The sequence below is a fragment of the Seonamhaeicola sp. MEBiC01930 genome (genome assembly GCF_045277075.1).
Taxonomy (GTDB): domain Bacteria; phylum Bacteroidota; class Bacteroidia; order Flavobacteriales; family Flavobacteriaceae; genus Seonamhaeicola.
In genome coordinates this window covers 2,767,239-2,792,459 of record NZ_CP104270.1, presented here as the reverse complement: position 1 = coordinate 2,792,459, position 25,221 = coordinate 2,767,239, and the positions used below count along the sequence as shown (strand labels likewise).

Sequence of the window (25,221 nt, the reverse complement as noted above, 5' to 3'; positions counted from 1 at the left end):
TTCTATCTGTGATTTATTTACTAAAACAGTTGCTTAAAAACGCAACTAATCTTATACATTCACATTACCAATACGAAAAAATATATTGGTTTTATTTTTATACATCGAACTTCTATGTATATTTGTTTTTCATAAATGCATAAATATGGCAAAACTATCAAAAGAATTAATTGGAGCTTCTACTATACCTATTATTCTATCAATACTTACAAAAAAAGAATCTTATGGTTATGAAATTATACAAAGCGTAAAAGAAATATCTGACGGTAAAATAGAATATGGCGATGGAACTTTATATCCAGTTTTACACAAATTAGAAAAAAAAGAACTTATTGAATCTTACTGGAAAATTGGAGAATCTGGGAAAAAGAGAAAATACTACAAAATAAGCTCTATTGGTAAAAAAGAACTTATATCAGAAAAAGAAAATTGGGCAATTATAAATCAAATTATATCAAAATTATGGAAAATAGAACCGAGTTTAACTTAAAGAATAATATAGAAATCTGGAAATCAGAATTATCAAAAAAGTCAATTATGACTTTAGATAACATCAACGAATTAGAAAGTCATTTATTAGATTTAATTGATGATTTGGAGTCTAAAGGATTAACCATAGAAGAATCATTTCTAATTGCTAGAAAGAGAATTGGAAGAATAGATGATATATGTACGGAATTTGATAAGGTTAATAATTTCTCATTTATTAAAACAACAATTCCCTATCTAAAAGGTGCTCTAACTTACATTTCATTTATAATTTTGAGTAAATTATTTCTAGTTTCAACTCTGCTTTTATCTCAATATATGAATATTGATAATAGTAAATTTAACATTGCTTCGATTATACTTTTAACTATTTTTTCAATTTCTTTCTTTGGTGTATTATATTTTAATCTAAAAAAGCGGAAATCATTTTTAAGTAAATTAAGTAGTGTATATGTGCTTGTATCTTTAATTGCGGTATCATATATAATATCAATTAGATTAAGTGCTGAAGTAGTTCTTCCAGGAATTGACATTAATAAATTTGGGAATCCTATTGCTGAATTTCATACAATGGAACTTAATTTTGGAATTTATAAAATACTGTGCGGAATTATATTATTAACAACATCAATAGTTCTATTTTGGAAAAACAAAAAGAACAATAAATTAAGATATACGGAATAAAGTACTGGCTACAACAACGTATATAATTAATTGCTTGCTCTGGTTAACTAGGGATTTCCCTTGATTATTACCTAATTTCGGTTAAAGTGGTTATTTAAGATATTATTCCTTATCCATCTTTTCTAGGTAGATGTACCCTCTTAAAGGTTTTACCCACAAGGTCATTTTATTATTATAAAGCTCATATATTTTAAAAAATTCAACTTTGCTCCCTACGTCAGCTTTCTCACTTAAAACATATTGAAAAATTGTATTAATATCCTCAACTACAACCCATTGCGTGTTATCTGTAGATATCTCCTTGCCATTTAGTTTCATTCTTAAAGAACCGTCTTTCTTGAAATCCATATATCCAATATCATTCTTGTTGTCCTCAATTTCTCCCTGCATAATAACAAAATTCATGTTCATGCCAACAATATTCCATTTACCTATTAAAGCTGATGCTTTTGCAACGATTTCCATTTTCGGTTCTTTACTGTTGTTGTTTTTATGAGGATTTGAATCTAGCATTTCATTTGTAGCATCATCTAAAGATTCGTTATTCTCTTTTTTAGGTTCTACTTCTGCGCGTTTTTTTACTGCTTCTACAATATCATCAGAGAGCACCACTTTTTTTAATTTAAATGCTTCTTGAACTTCAGGAGACTCCAATCTTAGATTTACAAATTCAAATACTTTTTTCTTCATCTGAATAATTAAGGTGTCCTTAGTAAGTACCTGAATTTTTACTATTTCAGTTTCGCGAAGTACTTTATCATTAGAACTAGGCTCTGTGTAGAAAAACATCACTTTCTTATCTGGAGCGCATACCCACTTTCCTTTATCATACGATTCTCTATTTATACTTCCCATAACAAACCAACCATTATCAAGGAATTCAATATATGATCCATTTAAACGAGGGTTCTCTTCTCCATTAACACTTTTCACTACCCATATGCCATCAATATTTGCAGAAGGCTTGAAACTTGAGAACACAAATGTTCCAAGAAAAAAGAGAAAGAAAATTGAATTTTTTATCATAAGGTCATTTTTTAAGATTATATTTTTTCTCAGAAATTAATTTCCCGTTTTTCCAAATTTGTTCATACTCTAGTTTCCCACTTTTATAATAATATCCTTTATGAATACCTTCCTCTTTTCCATCTTTATAAGCTCCTTCAGTCCATAGTTGATTGTCGTCATAATAAACCTTTTCAAATATCAATTTACCATCTTTGTAAACACTTTCACTGGCTAAATCACCAGCGTTATATTGTTCATACCAATATTTATGTATTCCAACTTTTTTACCATTCTTGTACTTCCCTTCATAAGCCAACCAACCATTTTCAAAATAATCTTTTACTATTCCATTCACTAAACTCCTATCTTTTTTAAAATATGTAATGCTGTCCTTGTCAAAAGTATTATTTTGATTAATAATTGCAGTCTTACAACTAACAAATGCCATAAAAATAAATAGGAAAATATATTTTTTCAATTTTGTATTAATTTAAGTGCTCAGTAAAAATAGAACTAAAATAACCAAAGCACAACAACATGTATATTTAATTGCTTTCGCAAGTGCTTAATTGGAAAACCCGTAGGATTTTCCTTTTCGTTCGTTTTGTTTTATTAACTTAGTTCGAACCAACGCAACTAAACATCCTCCAACACGTTTTAGCTAATTAAACAATAAACAAGATGACAAAAAATATAAAAGTAGCTGCTGCACAACTTTCACCTGTTTTCTTAAACAAAGAAAAAACGGTTGAAAAGGCCTGTAAAGCGATTATAAAGGCCAGTGAAAACGGCGCTAATTTAATCGTTTTCCCAGAGGCTTTTATTTCTGGTTATCCAGATTGGGTATGGCTTATTCCAAATAGTAGAGGAGCTGATTTAAATGATCTTTACTTGAAACTTGTTGAAAATGCTGTTTCTGTACCTGATGATTCTACGAAAAAACTTTGTAAAGCAGCTAAAACGGCTGGGGTTAATGTTGTTATTGGAATGCATGAACGTAATACTGAAACCAGTAATGCAAGTTTATTTAATAGCTTACTTTTTATAGACGACAACGGATTAATTCTAGGTAAACATAGAAAGTTAATACCAACTGGCGGAGAACGTCTTATATGGTCTCAAGGAGATGGTAGTACATTATGTTCTTATGATTCTTCAGTTGGTAAAATAGCAGGATTGATTTGCTGGGAAAACTTTATGCCTTTGGCTAGAAATGCTATCTACGAATTTGGTACTCAGATTTTAGTTTCACCTACTTGGGATAAAAGTCCAAACTGGATTCAAACTATGCAGCATGTTGCCAGGGAAGGAGGATTGTTTGTAATAAGTACTTGCATGGCTTTAAAAATGGATGACATTCCTGATAAGTATGAATTTAAAAAACTTTACCCTGAAGGAAGAGAATGGATTAATGTTGGTAATAGTTCTATAATCGCACCAAACGGGAAAATTATTGCTGGACCACTAGAAGCGAGAGAAGGAATATTATATGCAGATATTAATCTTCAAGACATTATAAAAGCAAAACGAATGTTTGATGTCGTTGGACATTACTCAAGACCTGATGTTTTTAATTTTAATATACATTTGCGAAATAAAAACTAGCTACAACAAAGACTATAATTAAACTTGATTGAGATAACTCAAAAAAATGAATCGTGAAATAATAGATATAAAGGATTACACGATCTTGTTGGAAGAGGCTTCTACCGATAATAATTTAATAGATTCATGCTTTTTTGACGAGCCAGTAATAGCCATCGCCTTTTATGGCGCAGGTAATGTTGGACTTAACGTAAAATTTAATGGAAAAGTTAAAAAATTCTTTCACACCAAAGGTATGGTACTATCTTTTTATGCAAATAATATGGTAGAGTTTGAACATCATGTTTCCAAACTAAAATCTCTGCAATGTTTAGTTATCGCTACAACAATAAGAAACATAGACCAATTGCCTAATGGTGAAGGTCAATTTCTGGAACAATTTTTATATCAATTAATGCACCCCAAAGAACATTATGTTGAAGGTCCAGTATTCAATATGAGTCCAGAAATGTTTCAATTAGTTGAGCAGATCTTTAGCAATACTTATGAGGGTGAGATTAAAATGATGTTTTATAAAAGCCATATCACAGCTTTACTTTCTCATTATTTTGGACAACTATCAAAACAACAAAACACAAAATTAGATACTTCGCAAATAAAAAAAATCAATCTTGCTCAAGAAATTATTTTATCGGATTTAGAAAACCCTCCTTCATTAACAGAATTGGCCAACAGAATTGGCACAAACACTAATAAGCTTAAAATTGAATTTAAAGCGCAGTTTGGCATTCCTGTTTTCAAATACTTACAAAACGAACGTTTAAAAAAAGCCTACAATTTAATTAAAAACGAACAAAAAACTATTCAAGAAGCGGCTTGGGCTGTAGGTTACGATAGTTTAGGTTCTTTCTCTAATGCTTTTGAAAAAAAGTTTGGCTACAGACCTAGCAAAGTGTAAAATTCTTTTCGAATAAATCATAGTTCTTTTAGAATAAGCCACAGGAAGACCGCTGTTATAGATTTGCGTCATAATTCAAAATTCAAAGATTATGATTCGTAAAAATTTATTTAGCATTGTTTGTGGTATGTTAGTTTGGATTTTAGGTGTTAGCTTTTATCTCTTGTCATTTTATGTGCACATTTTAGAAAACCCAATCCTACAATCTAATGTCGTATTGGCTTTAGGTATTATACCTAGCGCATGTTTAGGAACATATTTGTTCTATTTAAAAAGTTACATAAAGCCTTCTGCATTGGGACTTACATTCGTTATAGTAGCTACCCTTCTAGATCTAATAATAACAGTTCCTGTATTTATAATTTCAAACGGTGGAAGCTATACAGATTTTTTTGGAGATCCAATGTTTTTTACAATTATAGTTGAGTTTTACTTCATTGTATTCTATTTCGGAAATCATTTAACAAATAAAAAAATCAAAGCATGAAAACTATGGTTTTTTTTATAACGGTTTTATTGAATGCACTTTCTACAGGTTTCTTCTTCACCTGGTCTGTTTCAGTGATACTAGGAACACAAAAAGTAGGAGATTTAACCTATCTAAATACCATGCAAAATATTAATAGAGAAATCTTAAATCCAGCATTCTTAATTGTATTCTTCGGCAGCTTGATAACCTTAATTTTAACTGCGTATCTACAGTTCAACAACAAAACTGTATTTGGATTAGTCTTAGTATCAACGATCATTTATCTAATTGGCACTTTTGGTGTTACAGCTTTTGGAAATGTTCCCTTGAACAAGGAACTAGAAGGGTTAAATATCACCAAGCTTAACCTAATAGAGCTAAGGGGTTTTAGAACCTATTATGAAAATGCTTGGAATAATTTCCATGGTATAAGAACCATTTCAAGCATAGTTTCATTCATTCTATTGCTTACATCAATATTTATTCAAAAAACATTTTAAAACAATTCATTATGAAAAAAAACATTTTAGTTATCGGAGGAACCGGAAAAACTGGTCGCCGAGTAGTAGAGCAATTACAAAAAAAAGGAGTTGAACCAAGAATTGGTTCAAGAAACGCATCACCAAGTTTTGATTGGGATAATAAGGATACTTGGGTTGAAGCCTTAAATGGCATCGAAAAAATGTATGTTACATATTATCCTGACCTAGCGGTTCCTGGTGCAAAGGAGGCCATAGAGAGCTTAACTCATTTATCCATAGAATTAGGTGTAAAAAAAATAGTTCTACTTTCAGGAAAAGGTGAAATGGAAGCTGAAGCTTGTGAAAAGATTGTTATAGATTCTGGTATAAATTACACAATCGTTAGAGCCTCATGGTTTAATCAAAATTGGAGCGAAAGTTTCTTTTTAGACCCTATTATTTCAGGAGAAGTAGCATTACCAATGTCTGATGTTTTAATCCCATTTGTGGATGCAAATGATATTGCAGAGGTTGCAGCAACTGTATTGCTTGATGATTCCTATAACGGAGAAGTCGTTGAGGTTACAGGTCCTGAATTAATCAACTTTAAGGATGCTGTTGAGATGATTGCAAAGGCAAGTAACAGAAGTTTAAACTTTCATGATATCACGTTAAAGCAGTATATTATGGGTATGAAACAACTTCAAATACCTAGTGATGTGGTGTGGTTAATTGAGTATTTGTTTAATCATGTTTTAACAAACCCTAATAATCAGTTAGTTATTAATGATGTTCAACGTATTTTAGGCAGAAAAGCAAAACCATTTTCAGAATATGCCAAAACAACTGCAAGCACGGGAATTTGGAATCAGGTAAACATCAATTAATTATTGTAACAGCATGCTTTAGTAATAGCGAGTTGAACTAAAATTCAAATCGCTATTCTTTTTTATTTTGTATTTTACTTTCTGAAAATCCTAGCGCATAAACACACAACTTTTCACGCACAAGTACGTTGTCCTTCTTTATTTCTCGCTCAAACGGATTTAAATAATTATTCTAACTTTAGAGAAATTCCAACCAATGATAAAATTCTTTAAAAAAATTAGACAAAGACATTTACTAGCAACTATCTTTTTAGCTTCTAATTATTTGGGGTTCTCACAACAAACAGAAACCTATGATTATTTAAAGTCACAAAGGGAAATGATTCAACGCGGAATTCAAGCAGTTCTTACTTGTAATGGACTTTTCACTTCCAATAGAACACTTAAACAAGTCTATGATAAAGAGCTCAAATACATAGATAATCCTATTGGAAATGCAAAGAGTGGAGACTATAAAATTGATTGGGATAGAAAATCAGTTACAATCGGTTCAGTAGAAAATCCTCCTTTGATGCGTGCCGTATTCAGAGAGGGCATTGGCTCAATTATTCTAGCTCCTAATCAGACATTTGATGTTATTGACAGTCTACCTATACAAAGCCTACCTATAATTAAAGGTAATCCTGCAATAACCCCTTGGCCGGAAGGTGATTTTATCCCAGAACAAAAATTACCTGACTACATCAATACTAATCTAATAGCTCAAGCGTCAAAATGGTCATTCCAACGGGAATCTCCCGAACAGGTCACGATAAGTTTGCTTATAGTTCATAAAGGTCAGATCATTCATGAAAGGTATGCAGAAGGTATAGATATGTACACCAAAACACGTACATGGTCTGTGGCCAAGAGTATTGCGGTAACTCTTATAGGAATGATGGTAGATCAAGGAAAAATGGAATTAGATGCTCCACTGGGAGTTGAATGGTTACCTAAAAAAGAATCTTCTGAAAATGACCCACGTGCAGATATCACTTTAAGGAATGTATTAAATATGTCAAGTGGTCTTTATCCAGCAGATAATCAAAATCTAAGAGATGCTACTGGATCGGGGCTTTCATATTGGGCAGGAGTAAGTTCGGAGAAAGCAGCAAGAAATAGAGGTCTTATCAGAAAACCAGGCACTTACTGGGATTATGAGAATTATGACATACTTCTTGGAGTTTTGGCTATGAAGAAAGCTCTTGGTAACAACAGAACCTATATTGAATTTCCGAGGAAAGCTTTATTTGATAAAATTAGCATGCGGAATACTTTTGCCAGTACTGACAGATTTGGAGATTTTATTTTAAGTAGTCAAGTATACACAACAGCCAGAGATCTAGCTCGATTTGGCATGCTTTACGAGCAAAACGGAGTATGGAATAATACAAGGTTATTATCTGAAAATTGGATTGATTTTATAAGAACCCCAGCACCACTTAATGGACAGAGTAACTTATTATACGGTGGACAATGGTGGCTTGTAGAAGATAAGCGAAATGATATACCAAAAGATGCTTATGCTGCAATTGGAAATCGTGGTCAATTTCTCATTGTGGTTCCTTCCTACGATTTAGTAATAGTGAGAAGAGGTCTAGATTATGGAAAGCAAGGGTTCAATGAATGGAATCTAACAAGGGAAGTTTTGAAGGCATTTCCAGTTGATTATAAGACTTCGGACGAATAATGGATGTGATGCAAATGGATATAGAAAAGTTTAACAGTATGAATTCTTATAAAATAATGAAAGTACAACCATGGCTATATGTAAATGCTTGTTCTTGCCTACTTCCGAAAATCGTGGCGGATTTTTAGTTTGGTATGGACTTTTCAAGTTTAGTGCTAAAACCCCCAACTACGCAAAGCAGAAACGTTTTACTTCGTTATGACCAAATAATAAACCAATGATAAAATTCTTTAGAAAGATTAGACAAAAATTGCTCTCTGAAAACAAATTCAGTAAATATTTGATTTATGCCATCGGAGAAATTATTCTCGTTGTTATTGGTATTTTAATAGCTCTTCAGATAAATAACTGGAATGAGGAGAATAAGTCAAAAAAGTTAGAAATTGTTCTATTAGAAAATATTCTAAAAGATTTTGAATTAGATACCCTAGATATCAAATTCAACTTAAAATATCATTCACAATTTATTAAGGATGAAAAAAAATTACTAAACTTTCTTACAAGTGATTTAGATGAACCTAATATTAAAATTGACTATAACTCCGCATTAACCACCCCCTTGCTTATTGTATTACATGAGTCAACTTTTACAAATTTACAAAACAACAACATCGCAATTTTGAGCAATAATTTACTCCGAAAAGACATTGCTCGTTTTTATGATTTCTTCAGTACAGCTATAAAAAAAATAGAAAATGATTTAACTGTTTATGAAACCTATGATTTAAAATTGCCTTATTTTTTGAAGTACTTTAAGCTTGACCCAGATGGAGATCCAATGCTAATTGAAAACCCCGATAGTAAAGACTATTACAATCCAGATTTTCAAAAAAATGCAATTGTTCTAGATAAATATTCAGAGATTAAACAAGATGAGGCCTTTAAAATTGTTTTGAATGAAAGTATATTTTTCAGACAGGTGACTATAGACTTTTATCTAGATATGCTAAAGCGTATGGATGAACTTAATCTCGCAATAAAGAAAGAACTAATTGAATTAAAAAAATAACATACCCCAACTACCTATATAATATTTTGCTATAACTCTACCTATTATAAAAATTCTCATGCATTTTCCATTCGGTTTGTATTTACTAAATTAGTTGCTTAAACTAGCAAATAATGATGACCGAGACCATTAGGCATTATAATAAAAATTAACCTTTATTAAAAAGACAAATCTTATGATCTTACAATTTGTAAAGTTGAAATCGAAACTTCCAGAAGAAGATATTCTAAACAAAGCTAAAGAAAGAAAATCTGAATTTGAAGCGATACCTGGTCTTCTTCAAAAGTATTATGTTAAAATGAATGAAGAGGGAAATTATGGTGGACTTTATGTTTGGGACAGTAAAGAATCTTTAATGGCCTTTAAAGAATCGGGCTTAGCCAAAAGTATCCCTCAAGCCTATGAGGTAGTTGAAGCTCCTAATGTTGATATAATGAATATTATGTTTCAATTAAGAAACTAATAAATTCAGTGGCTAACAATTGCAGAAAATCATAAATAAATAATCTAGCTTTTTTACTCTTTTTAGTTAAACAGGTTATATACAAGCTGTTGAATTATTTTAAAAAAAACCTAACATTAACAACTTTTATAATTCCATATATTTACCTTCTAATTAACTATGTTAAAATTTATAAACCATTTTAAAGCGAAATAAATGGAAAACACTCCAAAAAAAGGTATTAAAGGATTAATTGAGAATTGGCATAGCGATTTAATAGCAGCAGTAAGTGTTGCTCTTATTGCTCTACCCCTTTCATTAGGTATTGCTTTGGCTGCTGGTGCGCCTGCCATGTCTGGTATCTTTTCAGCCGTTATTGGTGGTGTGGTAACAACACTTTATAGAGGTGGACACATATCTGTAAATGGTCCTGCTAAAGGAGTAATAGGCGTAATACTCCTGGGTATTGTATTAATGGATGATGGGTCTGGTCAAGCCTTTAATTATGTCTTGGCTGCGGTAGTTATTTCAGGTGCATTACAAATGTTACTCGGCATTTTAAAACTTGGTCGATTAGCTGACATCTTTCATAGTTCCGTAATTCATGGCATATTAGCAGCTATTGGAATTATTATTTTCGCAAAACAAATCCATGTGGCAATGGGTACACATTCTGATAGCCCCAGCATTATTCAAAACCTTATTGATGCCGTAATATATTTACCTCAGGCCAATCCTTTTGTGCTAATAATTGCATTAACAGGATTACTCTTGTTACTGTTTCACTCAAAAATAAGTTACAGATTTTTCCACCTTTTACCTGCACCAATGTGGGTTATTGCTCTTTCTATACCGCTTGTATATGCTTTTAATTTCTTTGATCAGCATACGCTTTCTTTCCTAGGAAGAACATATGAGGTAGGCCCCAATTTATTATTGGATATTCCAGATAATATTATGGATTCTATTATGTTTCCCAACTTCGGGAAAATTAATACAATAGAATTCTGGACAACCGTATTTTCCATTTTAATTATAACAAGTATAGAATCCTTAGCCATTGCAAAAGCAGTTGATAAAATAGACCCTTATAGACGAAAAACGGATTTAAATAAAGATTTAACTGGCATTGGATTTAGTACTATGGTAGCCGGTTTTATTGGAGGTTTGCCAATTATAGCAGTAATTATTAGAAGTACCGTAAATATTCATAATGGAGCTAAGACTAAGTGGTCTAACATGTATCAAGGGCTACTTTTGTTGGTTTTCATTGTAGTATTGAGCCCAATAATGAGACAAGTGCCATTATGTGCTTTTGCTATTTTACTTGTATATACTGGTTTTAAATTGGCATCACCAGCAGTTTTCAAACAAATGTATAATCAAGGTACCGAACAACTTGTTTTCTTTATTGGGACAATGATTTTAACACTTTATACTAATTTATTAGTTGGTTTAGTTGGAGGTTTAATATTAGCATTAATTACTCACATGCTTTTAGCAAAAGTTTCAATTCCCCAATTTTTTAAAATGGTGTATAAATCGCGCACAAAATTAATCAAGCGACCAGATGGAAGTTATGATTTAAAAATTAGAGGAATTGCGAACTTTCTAGGTATTTTAAAAGTTGATAAGCTGGTGGCTCAAATTCCAGATGGTGCAGATGTAAATATTGATTTATCTGATACCAGGTTAGTAGGTATTACCTATATGGACTTTTTAGTTGAATACTTAAAGATGCAAAAAGCTACAGGCGGTCAGGTCTATATAACAGGATTAGATTCACATGTTTCATCATCCACATATAATAGAGCTCTAAAACTTAGTTTAACCAGTTCTAATGTTAAATTATCACAAAGGCAAAAACGTTTACGAAATTTGGCAACTGAGAAAGATTATGAATTCGTCAGTCAAATCGATTGGAATACCATTTATTTGAAAAAATTCCACTTTTTTGAAATTAGACCTATCGAACGTAAATATAATTGCCTGAGAGGATCTTTTGAAGATTTAAATGTATCTTGGGAAATTGCAGATGTAACATTTAACGAAGGCCAAGCCTTTACTGCTGAAACCTTTAACACCACACTTATAGTTTTAAAACTGAATAAAAAAATACCCGTTTTTACTTTAGAAAAAGAGGCTGTTTTAGAAAAATTATTTGACCGTGTTATGGCGTTTACCGGCTATAAAGACATCGATTTTGAGATGTATCCAGATTTTTCAAAAAAATTCTTACTTATGGGTAATAACGAATCTGAGATCCGGTCATTTTTTACAGATGAAATTTTACGATTTTTTGAAAATCATCAGATTTACCATTTAGAAAGTAATGGTGAAGCTATTATTATTTTTAATAAAATTAAACTAGCACGTACTGATGAAACCATAGCTTTTATAGATTATGCAAAAGAATTGGCTACATTACTAGATACAAAAGCAAATTTGTAATGTGAACACTTTCAATTACAAACTAACACTAAGTTAATAAATAACAAAGTAGTAAGAACGTTTATAATTAATTGCAAATTAGAATTAACACAACGTCAGATACAATTAACCACTATTTGACAGCCATATCAAAAATTCATAATTACTAATCCCTAATTCACAATTGTTAGTATTTTAGCAATATGATTTCAGTAACTATTCTTGGTGCCGGTAATGTAGCAACACATTTATATAAAGCTTTTAGCAAATCTGAAAATGTTTCTGTGGTGCAATGGTACAACAGAAGTTTAAAGTCAATAGATATTTATAAAAATGAAGTTGATGTTATAGATAATTTAAATCAACTTAAAGATGCCGATGTTTACATTTTAGCTGTAAGTGATGATGCTATTTCAGAACTTTCCTCCCAATTACCTTTTAAAGATAAACTGGTGGTACACACTTCAGGTAGTGTTAGTGTTCATGATTTAGATAAGAACCAAAAACGAGGTGTATTTTATCCACTACAAACGTTTAGCAAAACGGCTCAATTAGATTTTAAAAACGTTCCTATTTGTATTGAAACAGTTGATAAACCTTACTATCACACATTAAAAGAATTAGCCATTTCTATTGGTAGCCCAACTAAAAAAGTAAATAGTGAACAACGTAAAGTATTGCATCTGGCAGCCGTTTATGTGAATAATTTCACCAATCAACTATACCGTATTGGACATGAAATTACAGAAAGTGAAGGCGCTGAATTTGATTTATTGAAGCCTTTAATTTTAGAAACCGCAAAAAAGGTTCAGGAAACCTCTCCCTATTTAGCTCAAACAGGGCCCGCAAAACGTAATGACCAAAAGACTTTAAAAAAACAGATAAAGGCTTTAAAAAATGAACATCATAAAGATATATACAACCTACTCACAGAATCTATTCAACGCACACATGGTTCTGTAAGGAATAAAAGTAAATAAATGGAAGACAAAAGTTATAAAGAATACCTAGAGCACATTAACACCTTTATTTTTGATGTTGATGGTGTTTTAACAGATGGTACCGTAACCATAATGACCAATGGAGAAATGCTAAGAACAATGAATATTAAAGATGGTTACGCCTTAAAAACTGCTGTTGATGCCGGATTTAATGTATGTATCATTTCTGGTGGTTCTAATGAAGGGGTTAGAAAGCGTTTAACCGGATTAGGAATTAAAGACATTTTTCTTGGGGCCCATAATAAGATAGATCAGCTAAATGAATACTTAAATAACAAAAGCGTAAAATTAGAAAATGTATTATATATGGGTGATGACATACCTGATTACCCAGTAATGAAATTGGTGGGTTTACCTTGTTGCCCACAAGACGCTGTTCAAGAAATAAAAGGTGTTTCAAAATATATTTCTCATAAAAGTGGTGGTAAAGGCGCGGTACGTGATGTTATAGAACAAGTACTAAAGGTTCATGATAAATGGAATGGAAATTTTAATGCTAAATATGATTAATTTGAAATCTATTGACTAGAAACAAAAGAAGACATAACACTGGTTTTGGTTACATTGGCTTTGGGAATAACCAAAGTATTTTCAACCAAAGTTCAAAAAAAGCATTTTCTACACTTAAAGAAAAACTTAACAAAGAAACTCATTCTAATTTTAAGCTAGATTTTACACACAAAGCTTTATCTAAAACTGAAAAAGAAATTATAAAAAATAAGATACGAAAAGATGAAGGTAGCAGGTTTAAAAAAACTGTAATTATTTCTTCAATTATAACTATTCTAGTTTTACTTTTCATAAGTTTTATAATTAATAAAATTATGGCTAATCCTTAAATGAACTTCCTTAATCTCATCCGTTGGAAAAACCTATTAATGATTGCTTTAGTGCAATTACTAATAAAATATGGACTTTTAGAATCTTTTGGAGCTCATACTACTTTAGATACTATTGGCATTTTCATTTTAATTTTAGCTACCATTTCTATTGCCGCAGCTGGCAACATTATAAATGACATTCATGATATTGAAACCGATTTAGTAAACAAGCCAGAAAAAGTAATAGTAGGCAAATCAATATCTGAAAAATGGGCGTTTAACCTCTTTATTGTTCTAAATATTGTTGGTGTTGGATTAGGATATTACCTGTCTCACATAGTAGGTAAAAGTGCTTTCTTTTCGTTATTCGTAATTATTTCAGCTCTACTTTATGTGTATGCTAGTTATTTAAAACAAACGTTGTTAATTGGCAACATTGTAATTTCAATACTCGTAGCTTTAAGCGTATTAATTGTTGGCGTTTTTGAGTTACTTCCTAATATTACGCCTTTAAATCAACAATTACAATTAGTTTATTTTAAGATTGTTTTAGATTATGCCATATTTGCCTTTATCATTAATTTAATACGAGAAATAGCCAAAGACATTGAAGATATTGATGGTGATTATAAAGCTGGAATGAATACTTTACCTATAGCTATAGGTCGAGAACGAACTTCTAATATTCTATTTGCTTTATCTCTTATTCCCGTTTTAGGAATTGCGCATTATATTGTTTATGAGCTATACCAGAACCAAATCGCCGTTATTTATTTTCTTATGCTTTTATGGGCGCCTTCTATTTATATTTCAATAAAAGTTTTTAATGCCAAAAGCAAAAAAGATTATTATCATATAAGTAACTTATTAAAACTAGTAATGCTTTTTGGAATGCTTTCTGTACTTTTATACAAGTTTACTTTTTAATGCTCAACGAAAAACTAAAAAACCATCATCTTATTCTCGCTTCGGGTTCTCCTAGAAGACAAGCTTTTTTTAAAAACTTAGGTTTAGATTTCGAAATTAGACTTAAACCTGTTAAAGAGGAATATCCAGATAGGTTAACGCATTTTGAAATCAGCAATTATCTAGCACAACTTAAAGCACTACCCTTTAAAGATGATTTAAAAGACAAGGATATTTTAATTACTAGTGATACCATTGTTTGGCATAATGGTAAGGCTCTAGGAAAACCAAGAGATAAAGATGAAGCTTACGCTATCTTGAAATCTCTAAGCAACAAAACACATGAGGTGATTACATCAGTATGTTTTACCTCTAAAAACTATGAAAAAACATTACATAACATTACCAAAGTTACATTCAAAGAATTAACTGATAAGGAGATTTTGTTTTATATAAACACCTATAAACCTTATGATAAAGCAGGTGCTTATGGCATTCAAGAGTGGATTGGTGAAATTGGTGTAACCAAAATTGAGGGTTCTTATTTTAATGTTATGGGGTTCCCTATTCATCTTGTTTATAAAACGTTAAATGAAATGGCTGAATTGTAATTTGAAACGTATATTTATAATAAAACTTTTAAGAACAGAACTATGTTTTTTGAAACTTATAAAAGTGAACTGATTATCACTTCATTTGTCATTGGTGTCTTATTTTTAATAAGCTTTTTCACCAAACTTATCATAAAAAAAATAGGTAAAAAAAATGGGATTATAAAAGCAAGAATAAACCTTATCTGTAAATATGTTACAGTTAGTTTATTTTTAACAGGAATTTTAATTGAAGCCTTTGTTTTTGGGGTTAAATTTGAAGATATTGCTATTATTTTTTCATCTGTATTTGCTATTCTAGGCATTGCCTTATTTGCAGCTTGGTCTGTTTTAAGTAATGTAACTTCTGGCATTATCTTATTCTTCTCATATCCCTATAAAGTTGGTGATAAAATTAAAATTCATGATAATGATTTGCCAACCGAAGCTATTATTGAAGATATTGGAGCATTTCATTTACATTTAAGATTAGTAAATGGAGATTTAGTTACCTATCCTAATAGCTTAATTCTTCAAAAACCAGTAACTTTAATTGAAAAGGATGCTATTCATGAAGAAAATTAAAACATTCTTCTTATTCCAAAAAACAAATGAAAATAATCTCAACAAATATCGCTAAACCCAAAACCATTATTTGGAATGGAAATAAGGTGGTTACGGGCATATATAAGACTCCAACAAACCAATCTATTTTCTTGGGAAAGAGCGACGTTAAGGGTGATGAAATTACCGATAGAAAAAATCATGGAGGTGAGTTTAAAGCCTGTTATATATTTTCAGAAAATCAATATAGTTACTGGAAAAACTTGTATCCCGATTTAGATTGGAAATGGGGTATGTTTGGAGAAAACATAACAGTTTCTGGTTTAAATGAAAATGAAATCTTTATAGGAGATATTTACAAAGTTGGGAATGCTTTGGTGCAAGTTACCCAACCACGTGAACCTTGTTTTAAATTAGGGTACAAGTTTGGCAATCAAAATGTATTAAAACAATTTATAGCACATGGTTTCCCAGGAACTTACGTAAGAATTATAGAAGAGGGTTATGTAAAATCTGGTGATGAATTCAAGCTAGTAGAGCGACCAGAAAAGAGCTTAACAACAGCTCAATTATTCAAATTATTATTCGATAAAGACAAAAACAAGTCCCATATTGACTTAGCAATAAATAATAACGCTTTACCACAACGAAAAAGAAATAAGTTGAAATCTTTCTTGAGTTAGGCTATTTACTTTATTTTATATTTGTTTCAAATTAATTTTTAATGTCATTTAAAGACTTACAACTAAACAAACCTATACTAAGAGCTGTTGCAGAGGCAGGTTATAACGCCCCTACTCTTGTACAAGAAAAAACTATTCCTCTAATTATAAGTAAAAAAGATGTTATAGTATCTGCCCAAACAGGTACTGGTAAAACGGCTGCATTTGCTTTACCTATTCTACAACAGTTGTTTGATAGACAGGACGCCCCTAAAAAGGGCAAAAAAATTAGGGCCCTAATTGTAAGCCCCACCAGAGAATTAGCTATTCAAATTCAAGAAAATTTTAATACGTATTCTACTTACACAAATTTAAGAAGTACCGTTATTTATGGAGGCGCTTCCATTGAGCCCCAAAAAGAAGTTCTAAAAAAAGGAGTTGATATATTAATTGCTACACCAGGACGATTATTAGACTTGCATAAACAAGATGTAGTGAACTTAGATTTTGTAGAGACTTTAGTTTTAGACGAAGCCGATTTAATGCTAGACATGGGCTTTATTGATGATGTAAATAAAATTGAACGTCTATGTACTAAGGAAAAGCAAATCTTGCTGTTTTCGGCTACTATTCCTATTAAAGTTGAAGAGCTTGCAAACACCATTTTAAAACAACCAGAACGCATAGAAGTGGCGCAAAATTCTTCTACATCTAAAAATGTTAACCAATTACTCTATTATGTTCCAAAAAGGAATAAAATTGAGTTATGTCTTCATTTGTTAAGAAATACAATTAAAGGCAATATCATCATTTTCAGACGTACAAAATTTGGTGTCGATAAACTTGAAAAAACACTTCTTAAAAACGGTTATAAAGCAGATAGTATTCATGGAGACAAAAGTCAAACAGCAAGACAAGAAGCACTAAACAGGTTTAAAAAAGCAGACGTTAATATTTTAATTGCTACAGATGTTGCCGCTAGGGGAATTGATATTAATGATTTAGATGCTGTAATTAATTTTGATTTACCCAATGTACCTGAAACCTATGTGCATAGAATTGGAAGAACAGCTAGAGCAGGTAATAGTGGGATGGCTCACTCACTTTGTTCAGCTGATGAAAAAAATTATATAAAATCAATTCAGCAACTCATTCAATTGCAACTTGACATTGTTGAAGATCATCCATATCCCTTAGACCCTAAAGCAAAACCAATAATTCATAAATCAAAAAAAACAGGCAGTAAGCATAAAAAAGGGCGTAAAAGTGCTGCATCAAAAAAGAAGAAAAAACGTTGGTATTAATTATGACTGAAGCTGAAAACATTGCTAAAACCCTCAATATGCAACCACACCCAGAAGGTGGTTTTTATAAGGAAACGTATAGAAGTAAAGGACTAATTTCTGAAAATGATTTAGATGATGATATTTCTGGAAAACGAAATTTTTCTACAGGTATTTACTTCTTACTAACATCTAATACCTTTTCTGCATTTCATAGAATTAAACAAGATGAGATGTGGCATTTTTATAAAGGGTCACCTTTAAAACTTCATATTATTACAGATAAAGAAGAGTACTCAAGTGTCATTATAGGTAATAATATAGAAGCGGGGGAAGTACCTCAATTTACTGTAAATGCAAGAGACTGGTTTGCATCTGAAGTTGTTAAGCCAAATGATTATTCATTAGTTGGTTGTACTGTGTCACCTGGTTTTGATTTTAAAGATTTTGAACTTCCTGAAAGAGAATTTTTAATTTCAAAATTCCCACAACATTCTAAGATTATTACTAAACTTACAAGAATTTAACCCTTCTTGAATTTTACTATTGTATTAGAAAATCATAATACGTATTAGGAAATGGTTCATTAATTAAAGTAAAATGCCACCACTCTTTAGGGTAACCAGTAAAACCATATTTTTTCATTAATTCCTGTAGAAAAATTCTATTGGCCTTTTGTTCTTTGGTTATTTCATTATAATTAACCCAAGATTCCTTTCCAAAAAAATCATAAGAACTACCCATATCAATGGGGTTTCCAGTATTGACATCAACAATTGTTATATCAACAGTACTCCCCCTACTATGACCTGATCTTGAAGCTATATAGTCTTCCTTAAATAGGTCTATTTTTTTAACATTTGGATAAAATATAGATTTAGTTACAGTATCATTTAATTTTTTTGCCCATTGTATAAAGTGATTTACAGCTCGCTGTGGCCTATACCCATCATACACTTTTAAACACAAATCGTGGCTTTTTAAATCTTCATTTACCAACTTCAACGCTTCGGCTGTTTCTTTTGTTAGTATTAGCTTATTTTCTAAATAGCCATCAATTGGGCTACCTACAAAATTATTATCAGTTAAATATCTTAATTCTATGTCCAAATCAGGTATTACGTTGCTAACATAAACAAAACCATCTGGCAATTGCGCAAAAGATAATACGCTATAAAGGCCAAAAACAAATTTCAGAATTAGTTTAATCATACAGCTAATTTAGAGAAAAAAGTGTTGCGAAAATATAGGGCACAAAAAAACCGAGTTCCCTCAAACTCGGTCTCTTTTTAATTTGCTTTTTTACTATGATGTAGATTTAGGGTCTCTATACCAACAACATAATGCAAATATTAATTAATTAATCCATTGAACTAAAAAGTGTGTTATTTAGTACACTTCAAAAGTAAACTTATATTTCAATCTACACGACAAAAAACCATTTAAATCGATGAAATGCATTTAATTTTAACACTTATCGGAATTTTTATGCATTTCATCGGTTTTTTTAAATTCCCAACACCTATTTAGGTAAATATATAGTCAAAAAAAAGCATCCAAGAAAGATGCTTTTTTTAACTAACCAACCAAAAATATGAAATACAATTAAAAAGTTTAAAGTAACCACTCAATAAACCTTGATATAATTGCTTTTGATATACATAATACAATCACCGTGCCAAACTACAAAACCATCTACTTATATTTTAATTATATTGCATTGATATATACCATAAATATACTTTAATGAATAGCCAACCTTTATTTACAGATGATACCATTGTTTTTGGTTTATTAATGATTTCCTTAGGGCTCATATTTTATACCGAATCTAAAACTTCTGGTTTTTGGAGTAAATTTTATAAAATTGTTCCGGGGCTTTTTATGGCGTATATGATTCCCGCAGTTTTTACAACAATTGGGTTAATAGCCCCAGACTGGGAAACCACAAATGAATCTGGTGAAATTATTGAATATAGTTCTAACTTATATTATGTTTCTAGCAGATATTTATTACCAGCGGCATTAGTTTTAATGACTTTGAGTATTGATCTTAAAGCTGTATTCAATCTTGGTTGGAGAGCATTAATTATGTTTTTTACAGGAACCATAGGTATAGTTATTGGAGGACCTATAGCTATTTTATTAATATCCTTAATATCACCTGAAACGGTTGGAGGCGCAGGTCCTGATGCTGTATGGAGAGGACTTTCCACATTAGCAGGAAGTTGGATTGGTGGTGGTGCCAACCAAACTGCTATGTTGGAAATATATGGATATAATCAAAAACTATACGGAGGAATGGTATTTGTTGACATTGTAGTAGCAAATATTTGGATGGCTATTTTACTAATAGGAATAGGAAGAAGAAGAAAAATAAATGCTTGGTTAAAAGCAGATACATCATCTATAGACAATCTTAAAGATAAGGTCTCAACTTTTGCTGAAAAAGTAAAACGAAATCCAAGTTTAACAGAATTAATGATAATATTCGCTATTGCATTTGGAGCGGTGAGTTTTGCACATTTAAGCTCAAACTTTCTGGCACCGTTTTTTGATAATATGGTTTCTCAAATTGAAAATGAAACCACTAAAAACATTTTTACCTTTTTAGGCTCTAAATTCTTTTGGATGATAAGTATATCTACTTTAATAGCCATAGCTCTATCTTTTACCAAGGCTAGAAATTATGAAGGTGCGGGCGCCAGTAAATTTGGAAGTGTTTTTATTTATATTCTGGTAGCTTCAATAGGAATGAAAATGGATTTAACTCTCATTTTTGATAACCTTGGATTAATAGCCATTGGTGTTGTTTGGATGAGTATCCATGCTTTACTTTTATTAACTGTGGCCAAAATAATTAGAGCACCTTATTTCTTTCTGGCCGTTGGAAGTCAAGCCAATGTAGGAGGCGCTGCATCAGCTCCAATAGTGGCTTCTGCATTTCACCCCTCATTAGCCACGGTAGGTGTTTTATTAGCAGTTTTTGGATATGCCGTAGGAACCATTGCCGCAATAGCTTGTACCATTTTAATGGAATTGGCTTCAGTAAGCTAGGTTTTCAATTTTATTTTATGATATTTGCGCTCAAATAAATTTCTGATGAAAAAAATAGCATTTATAGCTTTAGCTTTATTAATCTTTTCTTGTGCTAAAGAAAAACATGATTTAACAGTTAAATCCCATGTTCAAGGGTTAAAAAAAGGGACAGTTTATTTAAAAAAAATAATTGACACTGCTTTAACTACAGTAGATTCTGTTGTAGTAAATGGCAACCCCAATTTTGAATTATATAGCTCATTAGAATCTCCGGAGGTTTTCTTTTTGTATCTAGATAAAAACAGTAATAAAGAAGATAGAATTTCATTCTTTGCGGATAAAGGTATCACTGAAATAAACACTACTCTTAAAAACTTTGTCTTTGATGCTAAAATAAACGGTAGTGAACAACAAAAGGTTATGGAAGACTACCAAAAGGTAATTTCAAAACTTAAAAACAGAGATTTAGAATTAATAAAAGAAACTTTTGATGCTCAAAAAGATGGTGATTCTGTTAAACTAAAAGATATTCAAAATGAATATGATGGGAGTTTAAAAAGAAAATATCTATTTACTGTAAATTTTGCATTAAACAATAAAAATAGTGAGGTAGCTCCTTATCTAGCACTTACAGAAATATATAATGCTAATGTAGACCTTTTAGATACTATAAATAATTCACTTACTCCTAAAGTAAAAGCATCTAAATACGGTAAAGAACTTGAAGCATTTATAAAAAAGATTAAAGAAGAAGAACAATAACCAGCATATTGAACTTAAAAATTTTTATAAAAAAAGCCTTTCATTTCTGAAAGGCTTTTTTATTATTATAGAGCCGATGGAGGGACTCGAACCCACGACCTGCTGATTACAAATCAGCTGCTCTAGCCAGCTGAGCTACATCGGCGATTTAACGGGTGCAAATATAATAGCATTATTATAATTTACAAGAACTCCGATAAAAAATTTACCCAAGTTTTTTAAGTTTATCTAATAATGCATTTCCTTTAGTCTCTAATTCAGCATTTATAGATTTAAAATGAGCTTTTACGTTGTCTACATTTCTAACATTAACTTTTGCAATTAATTCATCAAAAGTATCAATAGCTTCATCTATAATGGCTTCGCTTTTTTTAGTGTCTTTATCGGTATTTTCAAGTTCCCAATCACATACTTGTCCAATAATCTCTCCTAAAACATTATTAATGTCTTTTTTTAAATCTCTTTTACTAGGCATATTAAATAGGTTTTATTTTAATTAAATATAGGTAAATATTTCAACAAAAAAATTAATGACCAGAATAGGTTACAAAATTTCTTGGCGTTTCATAAAGTGTAATTTCTAAATCTAAACTAGGGTTAATTTTTGGCTTGATTTTATTGTAAATAACAACCGAAATATTTTCTGCAGTTGGATTCAATTCTTTAAATTCTTTTACTTCCAGATTTAAGTTTTTATGATCGAAAGCATCCTCTATTTCTTCTTTAATAATTTCTCTTAAAATTTTTATATCTATAACATAACCGGTTTCTTCATCAATCTCTCCTGTTACACTAACGATAAGCTCGTAATTGTGTCCATGAAAATTCGGATTGTTACATTTACCAAAAATCAATTGATTTTTTTCATCGTTCCAATCTTTTCTATATAGCCTATGGGCAGCATTAAAATGTGCTTTTCTACTTACTGTTACCCTCATGTGTAGTTACATTTATATTTTCATAGAATTTATCAAAAATTACTTTAAACCACTCCGTATACAAATCTGGATTTAAAATAATATCATTTTTAACATCTTCTAAAGCCATCCATTTCCAACTAGCCACTTCATTTAAATTAATACTTGGTTCATTATTGTATTTACCAATTAAAACATGATCTAACTCATGCTCTGTTAAACCATTATCAAAAGGCGCTTTATATATGAATGATATTGTTTCTTCAAGCTCTGTAACAAAACCCATTTCTTCTTGCAAACGTCTTTTACCAGCTTCTATATTAGTTTCACCATCTCTTTGATGACTACAGCATGTATTGGTCCAAAGCCCTGGAGAATGGTATTTATCTAAGGCACGTTGCTGCAACATTAATTCGTTTTTATCATTAAATATAAATACTGAAAAGGCTCTGTGTAAAACGGCTTTTTCATGAGCTTCCATTTTAGGCATTAAACCTATTTGCTCATCATTTTCATTTACAAGAATTACTTTTTCTTCTATCATAGTAAGACAAAAATACGAACAAAATTAAACTTCACTACTAAACTAAATTAAATAAAAAAGCACTTAAAAAATTAAGTGCTTGTTAAAATTATAAAATCTATTAAAATTTACATTTTAATAATTATGAATTCTGATCTTCTATTAAGTTGATGTTCTCCTTCTGTACATTTAACGCCGTCTTTACATCCATTAATCAATTGTTCTTCGCCGTAACCCTTAGCACTCTCAATTCTATTTGCTTCAATACCTTGACTAATAATATAATCTCTAGTAGATTTTGCTCTTCTATCAGAAAGGTCAACATTATACTCATGTGTGTTTCTGGAGTCTGTATGAGATTCTATTTTAATAACCATATTTGGATACTGGTTCATTAATAAGACTACCTTATTAAGTTCTATTGAGGCATCGTTACGAATAAAAGACTTATCTAAATCAAAATAAATAATACCAATTTTAATTTTCAGCAAACCACCTTCTTCAACAATTAAAGGGTTTAAAGTTTCCATACCTAAAGCAACAATCGTTTCTCCTGGTCTATCTTCAGTCTTTGCTAATTTATCTCTTTTGGCATAACCTGTCTTTTCTGCTAATACCGTATATTTTGTATTACAATCTAAAACCTTTTTAAACTTGTAAGAACCATTTAAGTCTGTTGTTGTATTTTCTAGTTCCTCGCCATCAGCAACTAAAGTCATTTTAACATCAGATAAACGTTCTCCGGTTACGGTATTAGACACATAGCCTCTTATGGATTGATCACAAGTAGGCTCTGGAAGTCTAACAAAAGAATAGATATCATCATCACCTTTACCAGTTAACCTATTAGAACAAACAAAACCTTTATTTTCTAATTCTTTTATAATGAATCCGAAATCATCTAACTCACTATTTAATGGGGCTCCTAGGTTTTGAGGTGCTACAAAATTTTCATCTACAATACTGCTTTGATAAACATCTAAACCTCCTAAACCTAAATGACCATCAGAAGCTAAATATAAAGTACTATTGGTAATAAAAGGAAACATTTCTCTTCCAGCAGTATTTACTTTTTCTCCAAGGTTTCTTGGAGCAGAATAACCATTTTCCAAAATGTCAACAACAAAAATATCTGTAGCTCCAATTGAGCCAGGCATATCTGAAACAAAATATAGTAGTTTACCATCTTCACTTACTGATGGATGGCCAACCGAATAGTCTTCACTATTAAAAGGTAATTCATTAACATTCTGCCAGGTTAACTCCCCTTCTTCATCATTTAATAATTCTGCACTATATAGCTTTAAATGATTTGTTCCTTTGCTATCTCTACCTAAATCACCATTATAATTATTTCTGGTAAAATAAACTTTAGTTTGATCTGGTGAAAATGCCAAAGTAGCCTCGTGGTACCTTGTATTTAATGCTTTTGAAAACTCTCCCGTATTTTTAAGATCAGATTCAATTTCATTAAGATTACCAACATACATATTCAAAAATGGCTGCTCATTCCAATGATAAATTCTAGTGTGAAACACCGAAGAATCTACTGCTGAAGAATATATCAACTTATCTTTATAATACTGAGGTCCGAAATCAGAATATTTAGTATTTACCGAAACATTTTTTAAAGTAAATCTTGGTTCAATATCTAATACATCTTCAACTGTTAATTCTACCTGATCTAAGTGCTTAGACCTATCGTCTTTATTTTCTGTTCTTTTAGAAAATTCTTTCATCCAACGTTTGGCATCTCTATACTTACCAATACCTTCTAAGGTATGCGCATATCTAAAAATATACTCTGGTTCAACACTTGTATAAAATTCAGATACTAATCTATCATACCATTTATAAGCATTACTCATATCTGTGTTAAAGAAATAGGCATCACCTGCCCTTTGCAATAATCTTTTATATTCTTCTTCATTTTCAAAACTTTTATCTTCCAAAGCTCTAACCTCAGTTTCATATAAAACCGCTGCTTCTTTATACCATAATTTGTCAAATAATTTATCTGCTTTAGATATTCTGCTCTGTGAAAAAGCAAAACTAGATAAGCATAAAACCGTTATAATTAATATTTTTTTCATAAGTACTTG

At 30.9% G+C, this 25,221-nt stretch carries 29 protein-coding genes and 1 tRNA gene; 22 read left to right on the top strand and 8 right to left on the bottom strand.

The genetic code is table 11. The features are described 5' to 3' along the window. The first annotated feature begins 145 nt into the window (after positions 1 to 145). Both N1F78_RS12070 and N1F78_RS12065 read left to right on the top strand, forming a co-directional pair. Positions 146 to 490 carry a PadR family transcriptional regulator gene (locus N1F78_RS12070; RefSeq protein WP_406683411.1) on the top strand — a complete coding sequence of 115 codons (345 nt, stop codon included), beginning with the start codon at positions 146 to 148 and terminating at the stop codon, positions 488 to 490. Next, positions 463 to 1,173 carry a hypothetical protein gene (locus N1F78_RS12065; RefSeq protein WP_406683410.1) on the top strand — a complete coding sequence of 237 codons (711 nt, stop codon included), beginning with the start codon at positions 463 to 465 and terminating at the stop codon, positions 1,171 to 1,173. Before N1F78_RS12070 ends, N1F78_RS12065 begins: the two co-directional genes overlap by 28 nt. Positions 1,174 to 1,275: 102 nt before the next feature. On the opposite strand, the gene N1F78_RS12060 is transcribed toward N1F78_RS12065, so the two are convergent. Next, a complete protein-coding gene (locus N1F78_RS12060) occupies positions 1,276 to 2,199 on the bottom strand; it encodes a hypothetical protein (RefSeq protein WP_406683409.1) in 924 nt (307 codons plus the stop codon). Between the two features lie 4 nt (positions 2,200 to 2,203). Then, entirely contained in the window at positions 2,204 to 2,659 is a 456-nt protein-coding gene (locus N1F78_RS12055; protein WP_406683408.1) for a toxin-antitoxin system YwqK family antitoxin, read from the bottom strand. Between the two features lie 203 nt (positions 2,660 to 2,862). On the opposite strand from N1F78_RS12055, the gene N1F78_RS12050 reads away from it, so the two are divergent. From N1F78_RS12050 to N1F78_RS11965, 18 genes are all read left to right on the top strand, one after another. Beyond that, positions 2,863 to 3,786, top strand: coding sequence for a carbon-nitrogen hydrolase family protein (locus N1F78_RS12050; RefSeq protein ID WP_406683407.1), 924 nt, complete (start codon positions 2,863 to 2,865; stop codon positions 3,784 to 3,786). Between the two features lie 46 nt (positions 3,787 to 3,832). Further along, on the top strand, positions 3,833 to 4,684 hold the full coding sequence (locus N1F78_RS12045) for a helix-turn-helix domain-containing protein (RefSeq protein WP_406683406.1): 852 nt from the start codon (positions 3,833 to 3,835) through the stop codon (positions 4,682 to 4,684). Positions 4,685 to 4,775: 91 nt separating this feature from the next. Beyond that, positions 4,776 to 5,171, top strand: coding sequence for a hypothetical protein (locus N1F78_RS12040; protein WP_406683405.1), 396 nt, complete (start codon positions 4,776 to 4,778; stop codon positions 5,169 to 5,171). Continuing rightward, positions 5,168 to 5,653 (top strand): DUF1772 domain-containing protein, encoded by a 486-nt coding sequence (locus tag N1F78_RS12035; protein WP_406683404.1) that lies wholly within the window; start codon positions 5,168 to 5,170, stop codon positions 5,651 to 5,653. The genes N1F78_RS12040 and N1F78_RS12035 overlap by 4 nt, the downstream gene beginning before the upstream one ends. 11 nt (positions 5,654 to 5,664) lie before the next feature. Then, positions 5,665 to 6,501, top strand: a complete 837-nt coding sequence (locus N1F78_RS12030) for an SDR family oxidoreductase (RefSeq protein WP_406683403.1) — start codon at positions 5,665 to 5,667, stop codon at positions 6,499 to 6,501. Between the two features lie 196 nt (positions 6,502 to 6,697). Further along, positions 6,698 to 8,170, top strand: a complete 1,473-nt coding sequence (locus N1F78_RS12025) for a serine hydrolase domain-containing protein (RefSeq protein ID WP_406683402.1) — start codon at positions 6,698 to 6,700, stop codon at positions 8,168 to 8,170. Between the two features lie 217 nt (positions 8,171 to 8,387). Then, entirely contained in the window at positions 8,388 to 9,179 is a 792-nt protein-coding gene (locus tag N1F78_RS12020) for a DUF6090 family protein (RefSeq protein WP_406683401.1), read from the top strand. A 175-nt stretch (positions 9,180 to 9,354) separates the two neighbouring features. Next, complete coding sequence (locus tag N1F78_RS12015) at positions 9,355 to 9,642, top strand: YdhR family protein (protein WP_406683400.1); 288 nt, start codon at positions 9,355 to 9,357, stop codon at positions 9,640 to 9,642. A gap of 195 nt (positions 9,643 to 9,837) precedes the next feature. Continuing rightward, the gene (locus N1F78_RS12010) at positions 9,838 to 12,072 is read left to right on the top strand and encodes a SulP family inorganic anion transporter (RefSeq protein WP_406683399.1); all 2,235 of its coding nucleotides are present in this window, start codon (positions 9,838 to 9,840) and stop codon (positions 12,070 to 12,072) included. Positions 12,073 to 12,254: 182 nt separating this feature from the next. Continuing rightward, positions 12,255 to 13,031: a Rossmann-like and DUF2520 domain-containing protein gene (locus N1F78_RS12005; protein ID WP_406683398.1), complete on the top strand. Its 777-nt coding sequence runs from the start codon at positions 12,255 to 12,257 to the stop codon at positions 13,029 to 13,031. Beyond that, positions 13,032 to 13,562: a KdsC family phosphatase gene (locus tag N1F78_RS12000; protein WP_406683397.1), complete on the top strand. Its 531-nt coding sequence runs from the start codon at positions 13,032 to 13,034 to the stop codon at positions 13,560 to 13,562. A gap of 11 nt (positions 13,563 to 13,573) precedes the next feature. Next, positions 13,574 to 13,891, top strand: a complete 318-nt coding sequence (locus N1F78_RS11995) for a hypothetical protein (RefSeq protein WP_406683396.1) — start codon at positions 13,574 to 13,576, stop codon at positions 13,889 to 13,891. Beyond that, a complete protein-coding gene (locus N1F78_RS11990; protein ID WP_406683395.1) occupies positions 13,892 to 14,800 on the top strand; it encodes a geranylgeranylglycerol-phosphate geranylgeranyltransferase in 909 nt (302 codons plus the stop codon). Then, on the top strand, positions 14,800 to 15,390 hold the full coding sequence (locus N1F78_RS11985; protein ID WP_406683394.1) for a Maf-like protein: 591 nt from the start codon (positions 14,800 to 14,802) through the stop codon (positions 15,388 to 15,390). Before N1F78_RS11990 ends, N1F78_RS11985 begins: the two co-directional genes overlap by 1 nt. Before the next feature lie 42 nt (positions 15,391 to 15,432). Next, the gene (locus N1F78_RS11980) at positions 15,433 to 15,954 is read left to right on the top strand and encodes a mechanosensitive ion channel domain-containing protein (RefSeq protein WP_406683393.1); all 522 of its coding nucleotides are present in this window, start codon (positions 15,433 to 15,435) and stop codon (positions 15,952 to 15,954) included. Between the two features lie 26 nt (positions 15,955 to 15,980). Further along, positions 15,981 to 16,616, top strand: coding sequence for an MOSC domain-containing protein (locus tag N1F78_RS11975; protein WP_406683392.1), 636 nt, complete (start codon positions 15,981 to 15,983; stop codon positions 16,614 to 16,616). A gap of 41 nt (positions 16,617 to 16,657) precedes the next feature. After that, the gene (locus N1F78_RS11970; RefSeq protein ID WP_406683391.1) at positions 16,658 to 17,899 is read left to right on the top strand and encodes a DEAD/DEAH box helicase; all 1,242 of its coding nucleotides are present in this window, start codon (positions 16,658 to 16,660) and stop codon (positions 17,897 to 17,899) included. A 2-nt stretch (positions 17,900 to 17,901) separates the two neighbouring features. Beyond that, a complete protein-coding gene (locus tag N1F78_RS11965; protein WP_406683390.1) occupies positions 17,902 to 18,405 on the top strand; it encodes a cupin domain-containing protein in 504 nt (167 codons plus the stop codon). A gap of 16 nt (positions 18,406 to 18,421) precedes the next feature. Here N1F78_RS11965 and N1F78_RS11960 read toward each other — a convergent pair whose 3' ends face one another. Continuing rightward, the gene (locus N1F78_RS11960) at positions 18,422 to 19,090 is read right to left on the bottom strand and encodes a M15 family metallopeptidase (RefSeq protein WP_406683389.1); all 669 of its coding nucleotides are present in this window, start codon (positions 19,088 to 19,090) and stop codon (positions 18,422 to 18,424) included. A 534-nt stretch (positions 19,091 to 19,624) separates the two neighbouring features. Between N1F78_RS11960 and N1F78_RS11955 the strand changes: the two genes are divergently transcribed. Then, on the top strand, positions 19,625 to 20,935 hold the full coding sequence (locus tag N1F78_RS11955; RefSeq protein WP_406683388.1) for a DUF819 domain-containing protein: 1,311 nt from the start codon (positions 19,625 to 19,627) through the stop codon (positions 20,933 to 20,935). A gap of 45 nt (positions 20,936 to 20,980) precedes the next feature. Further along, positions 20,981 to 21,679: a DUF4369 domain-containing protein gene (locus N1F78_RS11950; protein ID WP_406683387.1), complete on the top strand. Its 699-nt coding sequence runs from the start codon at positions 20,981 to 20,983 to the stop codon at positions 21,677 to 21,679. Positions 21,680 to 21,750: 71 nt separating this feature from the next. Here the strand turns inward: N1F78_RS11950 and N1F78_RS11945 are convergent. The 5 genes from N1F78_RS11945 to N1F78_RS11925 all read right to left on the bottom strand — a co-directional run bounded on the left by N1F78_RS11945 (position 21,751) and on the right by N1F78_RS11925 (position 25,212). Next, positions 21,751 to 21,824, bottom strand: a tRNA-Thr gene (locus N1F78_RS11945). 60 nt (positions 21,825 to 21,884) lie between these two features. After that, positions 21,885 to 22,154 carry a hypothetical protein gene (locus N1F78_RS11940; RefSeq protein WP_406683386.1) on the bottom strand — a complete coding sequence of 90 codons (270 nt, stop codon included), beginning with the start codon at positions 22,152 to 22,154 and terminating at the stop codon, positions 21,885 to 21,887. A 52-nt stretch (positions 22,155 to 22,206) separates the two neighbouring features. Continuing rightward, a complete protein-coding gene (locus N1F78_RS11935; RefSeq protein WP_406683385.1) occupies positions 22,207 to 22,617 on the bottom strand; it encodes a 6-pyruvoyl trahydropterin synthase family protein in 411 nt (136 codons plus the stop codon). Then, positions 22,598 to 23,140, bottom strand: a complete 543-nt coding sequence (gene idi / locus N1F78_RS11930) for an isopentenyl-diphosphate Delta-isomerase (protein ID WP_406683384.1) — start codon at positions 23,138 to 23,140, stop codon at positions 22,598 to 22,600. Before idi ends, N1F78_RS11935 begins: the two co-directional genes overlap by 20 nt. A 107-nt stretch (positions 23,141 to 23,247) precedes the next feature. Then, entirely contained in the window at positions 23,248 to 25,212 is a 1,965-nt protein-coding gene (locus tag N1F78_RS11925) for an OmpA family protein (protein WP_406683383.1), read from the bottom strand. Positions 25,213 to 25,221 lie beyond the last annotated feature (9 nt).

Excerpts from the sequence above, each read along its gene's own strand:
- N1F78_RS12070 (WP_406683411.1), top strand. The coding sequence starts at position 146 with ATGGCAAAACTATCAAAAGAATTAATTGGAGCTTCTACTATACCTATT.
- N1F78_RS12065 (WP_406683410.1), top strand. The coding sequence starts at position 463 with ATGGAAAATAGAACCGAGTTTAACTTAAAGAATAATATAGAAATCTGG.
- N1F78_RS12060 (WP_406683409.1), bottom strand. The coding sequence starts at position 2,199 with ATGATAAAAAATTCAATTTTCTTTCTCTTTTTTCTTGGAACATTTGTG.
- N1F78_RS12050 (WP_406683407.1), top strand. The coding sequence starts at position 2,863 with ATGACAAAAAATATAAAAGTAGCTGCTGCACAACTTTCACCTGTTTTC.
- N1F78_RS12045 (WP_406683406.1), top strand. The coding sequence starts at position 3,833 with ATGAATCGTGAAATAATAGATATAAAGGATTACACGATCTTGTTGGAA.
- N1F78_RS12040 (WP_406683405.1), top strand. The coding sequence starts at position 4,776 with ATGATTCGTAAAAATTTATTTAGCATTGTTTGTGGTATGTTAGTTTGG.
- N1F78_RS12035 (WP_406683404.1), top strand. The coding sequence starts at position 5,168 with ATGAAAACTATGGTTTTTTTTATAACGGTTTTATTGAATGCACTTTCT.
- N1F78_RS12030 (WP_406683403.1), top strand. The coding sequence starts at position 5,665 with ATGAAAAAAAACATTTTAGTTATCGGAGGAACCGGAAAAACTGGTCGC.
- N1F78_RS12025 (WP_406683402.1), top strand. The coding sequence starts at position 6,698 with ATGATAAAATTCTTTAAAAAAATTAGACAAAGACATTTACTAGCAACT.
- N1F78_RS12020 (WP_406683401.1), top strand. The coding sequence starts at position 8,388 with ATGATAAAATTCTTTAGAAAGATTAGACAAAAATTGCTCTCTGAAAAC.
- N1F78_RS12015 (WP_406683400.1), top strand. The coding sequence starts at position 9,355 with ATGATCTTACAATTTGTAAAGTTGAAATCGAAACTTCCAGAAGAAGAT.
- N1F78_RS12010 (WP_406683399.1), top strand. The coding sequence starts at position 9,838 with ATGGAAAACACTCCAAAAAAAGGTATTAAAGGATTAATTGAGAATTGG.
- N1F78_RS12005 (WP_406683398.1), top strand. The coding sequence starts at position 12,255 with ATGATTTCAGTAACTATTCTTGGTGCCGGTAATGTAGCAACACATTTA.
- N1F78_RS12000 (WP_406683397.1), top strand. The coding sequence starts at position 13,032 with ATGGAAGACAAAAGTTATAAAGAATACCTAGAGCACATTAACACCTTT.
- N1F78_RS11990 (WP_406683395.1), top strand. The coding sequence starts at position 13,892 with ATGAACTTCCTTAATCTCATCCGTTGGAAAAACCTATTAATGATTGCT.
- N1F78_RS11985 (WP_406683394.1), top strand. The coding sequence starts at position 14,800 with ATGCTCAACGAAAAACTAAAAAACCATCATCTTATTCTCGCTTCGGGT.
- N1F78_RS11980 (WP_406683393.1), top strand. The coding sequence starts at position 15,433 with ATGTTTTTTGAAACTTATAAAAGTGAACTGATTATCACTTCATTTGTC.
- N1F78_RS11975 (WP_406683392.1), top strand. The coding sequence starts at position 15,981 with ATGAAAATAATCTCAACAAATATCGCTAAACCCAAAACCATTATTTGG.
- N1F78_RS11970 (WP_406683391.1), top strand. The coding sequence starts at position 16,658 with ATGTCATTTAAAGACTTACAACTAAACAAACCTATACTAAGAGCTGTT.
- N1F78_RS11965 (WP_406683390.1), top strand. The coding sequence starts at position 17,902 with ATGACTGAAGCTGAAAACATTGCTAAAACCCTCAATATGCAACCACAC.
- N1F78_RS11960 (WP_406683389.1), bottom strand. The coding sequence starts at position 19,090 with ATGATTAAACTAATTCTGAAATTTGTTTTTGGCCTTTATAGCGTATTA.
- N1F78_RS11955 (WP_406683388.1), top strand. The coding sequence starts at position 19,625 with ATGAATAGCCAACCTTTATTTACAGATGATACCATTGTTTTTGGTTTA.
- N1F78_RS11950 (WP_406683387.1), top strand. The coding sequence starts at position 20,981 with ATGAAAAAAATAGCATTTATAGCTTTAGCTTTATTAATCTTTTCTTGT.
- N1F78_RS11940 (WP_406683386.1), bottom strand. The coding sequence starts at position 22,154 with ATGCCTAGTAAAAGAGATTTAAAAAAAGACATTAATAATGTTTTAGGA.
- N1F78_RS11935 (WP_406683385.1), bottom strand. The coding sequence starts at position 22,617 with ATGAGGGTAACAGTAAGTAGAAAAGCACATTTTAATGCTGCCCATAGG.
- idi (WP_406683384.1), bottom strand. The coding sequence starts at position 23,140 with ATGATAGAAGAAAAAGTAATTCTTGTAAATGAAAATGATGAGCAAATA.
- N1F78_RS11925 (WP_406683383.1), bottom strand. The coding sequence starts at position 25,212 with ATGAAAAAAATATTAATTATAACGGTTTTATGCTTATCTAGTTTTGCT.